The sequence below is a fragment of the Oleiphilus sp. HI0061 genome, from assembly GCF_001635675.1.
This window is the reverse complement of sequence record NZ_LWFE01001047.1, coordinates 1-8,153: the sequence shown is the minus strand read 5'-3', so window position 1 is coordinate 8,153 and position 8,153 is coordinate 1. Positions and strand designations below refer to the sequence as shown.

Genomic DNA, 8,153 nt, shown 5'->3' with positions numbered 1-8,153 from the left:
TTACCATCTATTTCAGGTGCGTCTGCTGAGCTCCTACCTACCGCGCCTTCTTCAACCACTTCGTCAATGATCACCCATTGCAATGAACCAACCTTTGCTCGCAAACGTTCGGCACTAATCTCAGCCTGCTTTTCCATAAACCTTTTGTGCCTACTCTCCTTCACTTCTTCGGGGACCTGATTCGCCAAGACGTTTGCTGGCGCGCCCTCTACAGGAGAATACGTAAAGCAACCTACACGATCTAACTGGGCCTCTTCTAAAAAGTCCAATAGCTCCTGAAAATCTTGCTCTGTTTCACCCGGAAAACCAACAATGAAGGTGCTTCTTATCGTAAGTTCAGGACATATCTCGCGCCAGGAACGAATGCGATCGATGACCTTCTCGCTGTGCGCAGGACGTTTCATTGCTTTTAGTATTTTTGCACTAGCGTGCTGGAAGGGAATATCCAAATACGGCAGAATCTTTCCTTCTGCCATTAAGGGGATCAGTTTATCAACATGAGGATAAGGATAAACGTAATGCATTCTTACCCATACACCCAATTCTCCTAGCGCAACAGCGAGGTCTTGCATACGTGTTTCGTGAGCCCGGCCTTCCATAAAATCGAGCTTATATTTAACATCGACACCGTAGGCGCTTGTATCTTGAGAGATAACAAGAAGCTCTTTTACACCACTTTCTACCAAGCGTTTGGCCTCTTCAATAACTTCAGAAATTGGGCGACTTACCAAATCTCCGCGCATATGAGGGATAATACAAAAGCTACAGCGATGGTTACATCCTTCCGAGATTTTAAGGTAAGCATAATGCTTAGGTGTTAATTTGATGCCTTGAGCAGGCACCCTGTCACTATAGTGCGTTTCCTGTTCTTTCGACGGGGGAGCATATTCGTGAACAGCGCCCATTACGCTTTCATAATCGGCCGGTCCGCTAACGTTTAACACTTCAGGGAAAGCGCTCTTTATCTGCTCTGCGTCACTCCCCTTGCCCATACACCCGGTGACAACGACCTTACCATTCTCGCGCATCGCTTCATTAATCGCATCGAGTGATTCTTGCTTGGCAGAGTCAATAAAACCACAAGTATTTACGACCACAACATCCGCATTATCATATTCTGGGGCGACTTCGTAACCTTCAAGCTTTAATTTGGTCAATATACGCTCAGAGTCTACTAAAGCCTTTGGACATCCCAGACTAACGAACCCTACACGTTTCTGACCTTGTTCTTCGCTCATAACTTACCAACCTCAACCCCATTAATTTGGCGCGGATATTACCACACCTCACTAACAAGCCCAAAACACAGCCACAAATTTAAAATAGTTGTAAAATCAACTATAATTAGCTGATCTGATGCACGTTATTCAATAGAATACCGCTTCACTTTTACGCAGACACTGACATATTGCTTAGAGTACCAACTTACAATTATGCTCATTCACCTTTTCGAACTGTTAACACTTTGCTTAGTTTTCCTTGCAGCATATCGCGGGCGTTACTATTACCGCGTGACTGCTTTAGAGGGTGCTAACCATGTTCACACCACGAAAAGTAGTTTAGCAAGCGAGCTCCCCGCATTTGTGGCACACTCGCCTACCGAAGCGGTAGAGCCTACAGAAAAACCTGTAGACATGAGTACAGACAAACCAAAGGTGCAAAAAGGTGACGTACTCAATAATTACATCGGTGATTTCTTCTAGCTCATTTCTTTTCGAAAGGTTTGGATTCAAGGCTTAAATTTCTCTGGCTTTAAGTAATGAGAATGGTAGTATTCAGCTAATTTCACTCCAACCTGTAAGAAGGTGAGGCTTTTACGCACGTGTTAACATTGAATACTCTCTACAAGCTCTGTTTTCGAATACTCGCGCTATTTCTTTTGTCTTTCACGATTAACCATGCTTATGCTGAAGATTTCAGCGAAGAAATATTCCAGGTAGAATACATTCTCTTTACTCACCAGGGGCATGTCGAAGCGAATAGAAAGTTTAATCTTGTTCCCTACAATCCACCTCGGCATTCACAATACACTCATTTGATCGAAGGTTTAGAAACCTTATCGAACTTCCAATATGAACAGCTTGATAGTTCATCAATGCAACTCAATGATGCGCTTTCAAAATTAAATAAAAGTAGGGATGTACGCGTCATTAAATATGGCGCTTGGCAACAAGCCATGGAACCAGGCAGCACATTACCCCCACTTCGTATATCTGCGCTGACCGATGTAGTTCAAAATGAAAGCTATTATGGTGAAACTCACCTAGAGGGAACGCTTACTATTAAACGTTCCCGATACATGCACATCGAAGCAGATTTATTTCTTACCAGTTTTTTGTTTTATCCAGAGCGAAACATTTTCGACTGGCTACTTTCGACCAGCACTATTCGACACAAAACTGATTCATTGCTACAAGCATACAAGCCAGACGAAATTGTTTTAAGCAAGCACTCTTCCTCCAGGATACCTAGTCAGGTATTCCGTTTACACCAAAGCCGGCGCTTAAAATATGGAGAAATTCATTATTTAGATCACCCGGCAATCGGTTTAATTGTCACCATTAATAAATTAGAGCCAGAGCCCGAGATCTAGCAGATAGAGCTACTATTATTAGCGTTATCTAGCGACTTATTATGAACGATAAATCAAGCACAAATGAAACCAGAACTTCTGACACCCTTTTACCTTCTATTTGGGTGGACGCTGATGCCTGCCCGGTTGTTATTCGCGACATTTTGATTAAAGCTGCGAAAAGAACCAATGTTGTGATCACGTTCGTTGCTAATCAGCATATCCCCCTACCAAAGTACAAGACTCTAAGGTCAATTCAGGTTAGTAGTGGCTTTGACGTTGCAGACAACTGGATAGTGCAACAAACGAACAAAAATGATCTTGTCATCACTCAAGATATTCCTCTCGCCGACGAAGTAATTACCAAGGGTGCCAAGGTTATCGGTACACGGGGGCAGCTCTATACAAAGGAAAACATCAAGTCGCGCTTAAATATGCGAGATTTTATGGAGACAATGCGATCCAGCGGTGTTCATTCAGGAGGACCACCGCCCTTAGGCCAACAAGAAAGGCAAGCCTTTGCGAATCGCCTGGATCAATGGCTCCAAAAGTCGGGCTTCTAAGCCAACACTGCGCATAGCCACCTACTTTCTTTCCGTTTACAAACTGCTACAAATTAGCGACACGCAAGCACTCCCATTTCTGTGCAAAGGGCTTATACTTATTATCAATCAGAACTTAATAGTCTAAGGCTATGAATAAAATTAAGTGAAATCCCAGCCAAGGTAGTTTATATTTTATATGTACCGCTTAAGAAGTTTTCTCTCTGGAAGGTTTGATATGACAACAAAAGCATCTAAAGAAGCAAGTCGTTTAGCGAAACAAAATACAGCGCCAAGAAATTCGAATGGCACCGAGTTAATTGATCAAGAACTACCAAGCTCCCCTGCATTACACCTAGTTGAATTTAACCACATAACTGTAGACAAGTACTCAGCAGAGCAAATTCGAGAAATGTATCAAAACCAACTAACTAAGAAAGCAAGCTAACAAACATTCCCGAATACCACCTCTTAACTGCAGCAGCGGGATTTGTGTGACACACATTGTCAGCTAACAGAACCCGCTGCTTAATTGCTCGACTATAAACTTCCCAGATCTTGAAAAATCAGCTCGCTTACGCGTGCTGACGCTTTCGAAACTGCCTCTTTTATATCTGCCATTGTAATAGGCGTATCTGACAAACCTGCTGCCCAATTCGCACTCAAGGCAATACAGGCATAGTCCAACTCCAATTCTCTTGCTAGCGCAGCTTCAGGCATGCCCGTCATTCCGACCATATCGCAGCCTTCAGCCTTACAACGAAGTATTTCAGCTGATGACTCTAATCTCGGCCCCTGAGTAGCACCGTAAACTCCACCATCCAAGACATCAAATGACACCGCGCTTGCTGAGCGAAGAAGTTTTGCTCTCAATGTTTCAGAGTACGGCTTGGTGAAGTCGATATGATCAACAGTTTCGCAATGAATGCCATCATATATAGTGTGTTCACGCCCATAAGTGTAATCAATAATTTGGTCTGGAATGGAAAGATTACCCGGGCCGAGCTTTTCATGAATTCCGCCTACCGCGTTAATTGCGATAATTCTATCGACACCTGCTTGCTTCATGGCAAAGAGGTTGGCACGATAATTTATCAAATGAGGAGGAATACGGTGAGGATTACCGTGACGCGCCATGAACGCAAACTTAAGCCCGTTTAGTGCACTTATCACAACTGGGCCACTGGTTTCTCCGAAAGGCGTACTTGGCCATAGCTGCTCTACAAGCTCAGCACCCGACATTGAACCAAAGCCTGTTCCACCGATAATTCCTAACATATAAATTCCCACTTAAAGCTCAAGGCTAGTCATTAACCAATTGAGTCATCATCTTATTAGTCTTGTGGCGATTGCCCTTTTATCTCACCTTCAATGCGTAAGGCCTCTGGCATATGCAAAGTAGAGGTTGGAAAAGCAATCTCTGCATTCTCGGCTGCAATAATGTCGTAAACACGAATTAAGACATCCTGCTTAACTTCATGATATTTAATCCAATCAGTTGTTTTGGTGAAGGTGTAGATAAAGAAGTCCAAGGATGACGCCGCGTAGGCATTAAAGTTTACGATAAGGGTTTGTGTGGTATCAATTTCAGGGTGCTGCAATAGCATAGCCTTAACATTGCTAATAATACGAGGCAGCGCGGCGGCATCATCGTATCGAATACCAATCGTTTCATAGACTCTTCTATGGCTCATACGTGACGGGTTTTGAACTGATATGTTCGTAAATACAGAGTTTGGCACATACAATGGCCGTTTATCGAAGGTTTTTATGGTGGTTAAGCGCCAGCCAATTTTAATTACAGTACCTTCAATTTCCTTATCGGGTGAGCGAACCCAATCGCCAACCTTGAAAGGTCGATCCAGGTAGATCATTAAGCCACCAAAAAAATTGGCCAACAGATCCTTTGCAGCAAAGCCCACGGCGAGACCACCGACACCACCAAACGCTAGGACACCACTCATGCTATAACCCATGGTCTGTAGCACGACTAATACGCCAATAATAATAACAATTGCACGCAATAACTTACCAATAGCCGAAACTGTTGTTTCATCCATTGGCTGCTTCATCTTTTCGCCACAAACAACGATCTTCTCGCCGCCCGAAATAAATCGGACAACAAACCACACCAGGCAAAAAACGATGATTATTTGTTGCGTATTACTAATAAATACTGAAAGGTCAACACCTGATTGACGCTGAACACTATAAGCAATCCAGGACAAACCGAGTAACCAAATAACCAAAGCTATCGGTGATCGTGAAGAATGAAGTAAAGTGTCATCCCACAAGTTACGCGTTTTAAGAAACTGCGCTTCAACGCGCTTAAGGAATACTTTAGATAAGAAACTAATCAAACCGGTTAGCAATAGAATAATCGAAATCTCGACAACTTGACGAACAAGCAAGTTTTCGAGCCCGCTATTTAATAAGAAGGTATTCAAAATATTCCAATTCATACTACCCCACCCCTAATTTTTATTAAGATGCTATTTGTTATAGGTCTTCCATACCTCAGATGCCTTAACATCTTCGATACTTAGTTTTTTGCTTGCTTGGTAGCGCATTCGTTTGAGTCTTTGATTATCGACGGTTAGATCACCTTGCTGCAGCAAAGATTCCAAATGCAGCCTCACTTCTTGCGCAGCATCTGGATTGTTACAGACAAGCACCATATCACAACCAGCAGACAAAGCCGCATCTGCACGCGCGACATAGCTGCCTGCAACACTAGCACCTTCCATTGACAAGTCATCACTAAATATAACCCCCTCAAATCCAAACTTTCCTCGCAGAATATCCTGCATCCAAACATTGGAAAAGCCAGCGGGTTGATTATCTACCTGGCTATAAATGACATGAGCAGGCATCAATGCATCAAGCCCTAATGGGATTAAGCGCTCAAAAACAATCGTATCATTTTGCATGATCTGCTCTAGACTACGATTGTCTTCCGGGATCTCATGATGTGAATCAGCAACAACCGCTCCATGACCAGGAAAATGCTTCCCTGTAGAAGCCATGCCTGCTTCTTTCATACCTGAAACCAGCGATGAAGATAAAGCAGTAATCGTCTCAAGATCGCAGGAAAATGCTCTATCGCCGATTACTTCAGAAACACCATGGTCGCGATCTAATACTGGCGTAAAGCTGATATCAATATCAAATGCAATTAGCTCTGCCGCGATTAACCAACCCAGATCAAAAGCTTGCTTTAAGCCCTGCGCTTTATCCTCTTGATAAACCCGGTCAAGAGACCTCATTGGCGGTATTCGCGTGAACCCTTCGCGAAATCGCTGAACGCGTCCACCTTCGTGATCAACGGCGATAATAAGATTGCTTGAGCACTCCCGGATCTCCGAGATTAGCTTAGTCAATTGACCAGGGTTCAGGTAATTTCTTGAGAAGAGAATAACTCCCCCAACAACCGGACTAGATAAGACCTGTTTTTCTTCTTCATTCAACTCAGTCCCTGCCACATCAAGCATCAGCGGGCCAATATTGTTTTCCTTCATATTCACTATTACTCTATCAAAGAAACTATTCTTTAATTAAAACACGCGTCCCGACACAAACACGAGAAAATAAATCCATTACATCTTTGTTACGCATCCGAATACAGCCATGAGACAAAGGCTGCCCCATTGGTTCAGAGTCAGGGGTGCCATGAATGTAAATATAGCGCCTCATACTATCAACTTTAGCCAAGCGGTTATAGCCAGGCTCAAGTCCGCTTAACCACATAATGCGCGTCAGAATCCAGTCTCGTTCGGGGAAATTATTTGCAAGCTTAGCTGAGTAGATCTCACCTGTTGGGCGACGCCCGGCAAAGACCGTATTAATAGGAGAATTGGCACCAATTTTAGCGCGAATATAGTGATAACCTAAAGGCGTACAACCTGAATCGCTAAACTGTCCAACTCCGTTAAGGGCGGTGGACACACTAAAACGAGCCACTTTGTTTTCATTAAACAAAGTCAGCTGCTGTAACTTTACATTAACTTCGATTCTGGGCTGACAAAGGGAAAATTCACTCTCTAACGAGCGTCTAAGTCCTGGTTCAAACGGCATTCACTTCACACTCCCTATGTCATGAGCAGCGAGCAGAAAATCAGTTAACAGGAGCTGCGCTCAATCCGGCTGCTAGAAATGGCACAAGGTAATTAACGACTTTTTCTGTATCCACCTCAGAATCCGGCTTATTCGACAGAATGTCAGATAACTGCTGAATACTGGACATTGTAAAGGCTGTTGCACCGATAACAAATTGAGTTCTCCAGAAACGCTCAGCCGTCGATAGCTCTGGCGTAATATCCTTAAGCAGATTTAAGAAAGGCCAGAAAGTTTTTGCATACTCGTCTTCTAAGTATTTACGCAAATGACCTTGTGATTGAGTATAAGCAAGGCCAAGCATTCGCATAAATATAGAAACACCATTTTTATTGCGTGTAGGTATCTTTAACAGACTACTCGTGTACAACCTTAGAACATCTTCTATACTTGGTGTGCAACCTTCATTGTCCCAGTTATTCTCGCGCAGACCTTCAACCATTAACTCATTTAGCGGTGCAAGAAAGCGATTAAACACTGCCTGGATAAGCGCATTTTTTGAACCAAAATGATAGTTAACCGCCGCTAAGTTGACACCGGCTTTGCCCGTAATCATTCTTAGTGAAGTTTCTGAGAAGCCCTTTTCAGCAAAGAGAACCTCGGCAGCATCAAGTATTCGGTTAACAGTCTCGGTATAAGCCATATAATTCTTTTAGTATATATATTCCAAACAGATGTTTGAAACATACGTTTGATCTAGCTTAAAGTCAAGATTTTAGATTCTGCTCAGGCTCGCCTACCGACTTATTTAACGATTGTTCAAGTTTGCTAGCTTCAAGCTCATCAATTCTGTCATCCCAGCCTTGGTCAAGATGCTTAAAATGGCTCTCTAGATATTCTTTTTCCAAGCGTTTATAGGCCTTTTGAGCTTCAACCATTAATAACAAATACAGACGAATTGTCTTTTTGTTTTGCATATAGTTTAG

General features: G+C 43.0%; 11 protein-coding genes. 4 read left to right on the top strand and 7 right to left on the bottom strand.

Annotated elements, in window-relative coordinates; translation table 11 throughout:
• A partial coding sequence (rimO, locus tag A3735_RS13925) for a 30S ribosomal protein S12 methylthiotransferase RimO (RefSeq protein WP_068638168.1) occupies positions 1-1,238 on the bottom strand: 1,238 nt, incomplete at its 3' end.
• A 195-nt stretch (positions 1,239-1,433) separates the two neighbouring features.
• Between rimO and A3735_RS13920 the strand changes: the two genes are divergently transcribed.
• The 4 genes from A3735_RS13920 to A3735_RS13905 all read left to right on the top strand — a co-directional run bounded on the left by A3735_RS13920 (position 1,434) and on the right by A3735_RS13905 (position 3,562).
• Positions 1,434-1,703, top strand: coding sequence for a hypothetical protein (locus tag A3735_RS13920; RefSeq protein ID WP_068507106.1), 270 nt, complete (start codon positions 1,434-1,436; stop codon positions 1,701-1,703).
• A gap of 119 nt (positions 1,704-1,822) precedes the next feature.
• Positions 1,823-2,593: a CsiV family protein gene (locus A3735_RS13915; RefSeq protein ID WP_068507104.1), complete on the top strand. Its 771-nt coding sequence runs from the start codon at positions 1,823-1,825 to the stop codon at positions 2,591-2,593.
• 41 nt (positions 2,594-2,634) lie between these two features.
• Complete coding sequence (locus A3735_RS13910) at positions 2,635-3,135, top strand: YaiI/YqxD family protein (protein ID WP_068507094.1); 501 nt, start codon at positions 2,635-2,637, stop codon at positions 3,133-3,135.
• Positions 3,136-3,352: 217 nt separating this feature from the next.
• Positions 3,353-3,562 carry a hypothetical protein gene (locus A3735_RS13905; protein ID WP_068507091.1) on the top strand — a complete coding sequence of 70 codons (210 nt, stop codon included), beginning with the start codon at positions 3,353-3,355 and terminating at the stop codon, positions 3,560-3,562.
• A gap of 92 nt (positions 3,563-3,654) precedes the next feature.
• Here A3735_RS13905 and A3735_RS13900 read toward each other — a convergent pair whose 3' ends face one another.
• From A3735_RS13900 to A3735_RS30980, 6 genes are all read right to left on the bottom strand, one after another.
• Positions 3,655-4,392: an S-methyl-5'-thioinosine phosphorylase gene (locus A3735_RS13900; RefSeq protein WP_068507088.1), complete on the bottom strand. Its 738-nt coding sequence runs from the start codon at positions 4,390-4,392 to the stop codon at positions 3,655-3,657.
• A gap of 56 nt (positions 4,393-4,448) precedes the next feature.
• A complete protein-coding gene (locus A3735_RS13895; protein ID WP_082865387.1) occupies positions 4,449-5,576 on the bottom strand; it encodes a mechanosensitive ion channel family protein in 1,128 nt (375 codons plus the stop codon).
• Between the two features lie 30 nt (positions 5,577-5,606).
• The gene (nagZ, locus tag A3735_RS13890; RefSeq protein WP_068507086.1) at positions 5,607-6,632 is read right to left on the bottom strand and encodes a beta-N-acetylhexosaminidase; all 1,026 of its coding nucleotides are present in this window, start codon (positions 6,630-6,632) and stop codon (positions 5,607-5,609) included.
• 25 nt (positions 6,633-6,657) lie between these two features.
• A complete protein-coding gene (locus tag A3735_RS13885; RefSeq protein ID WP_082865388.1) occupies positions 6,658-7,188 on the bottom strand; it encodes a L,D-transpeptidase in 531 nt (176 codons plus the stop codon).
• Between the two features lie 40 nt (positions 7,189-7,228).
• Entirely contained in the window at positions 7,229-7,870 is a 642-nt protein-coding gene (locus A3735_RS13880; protein WP_068507084.1) for a TetR/AcrR family transcriptional regulator, read from the bottom strand.
• 64 nt (positions 7,871-7,934) lie between these two features.
• Positions 7,935-8,153, bottom strand: a 219-nt coding sequence (locus A3735_RS30980; RefSeq protein ID WP_197485894.1) for a hypothetical protein, incomplete at its 5' end; no start/stop codon positions are given.

Excerpts from the sequence above, each read along its gene's own strand:
- A3735_RS13910 (WP_068507094.1), top strand. The coding sequence starts at position 2,635 with ATGAACGATAAATCAAGCACAAATGAAACCAGAACTTCTGACACCCTT.
- A3735_RS13885 (WP_082865388.1), bottom strand. The coding sequence starts at position 7,188 with ATGCCGTTTGAACCAGGACTTAGACGCTCGTTAGAGAGTGAATTTTCC.
- nagZ (WP_068507086.1), bottom strand. The coding sequence starts at position 6,632 with ATGAAGGAAAACAATATTGGCCCGCTGATGCTTGATGTGGCAGGGACT.
- A3735_RS13900 (WP_068507088.1), bottom strand. The coding sequence starts at position 4,392 with ATGTTAGGAATTATCGGTGGAACAGGCTTTGGTTCAATGTCGGGTGCT.
- A3735_RS13895 (WP_082865387.1), bottom strand. The coding sequence starts at position 5,576 with ATGAATTGGAATATTTTGAATACCTTCTTATTAAATAGCGGGCTCGAA.
- A3735_RS13920 (WP_068507106.1), top strand. The coding sequence starts at position 1,434 with ATGCTCATTCACCTTTTCGAACTGTTAACACTTTGCTTAGTTTTCCTT.
- A3735_RS13880 (WP_068507084.1), bottom strand. The coding sequence starts at position 7,870 with ATGGCTTATACCGAGACTGTTAACCGAATACTTGATGCTGCCGAGGTT.
- A3735_RS13905 (WP_068507091.1), top strand. The coding sequence starts at position 3,353 with ATGACAACAAAAGCATCTAAAGAAGCAAGTCGTTTAGCGAAACAAAAT.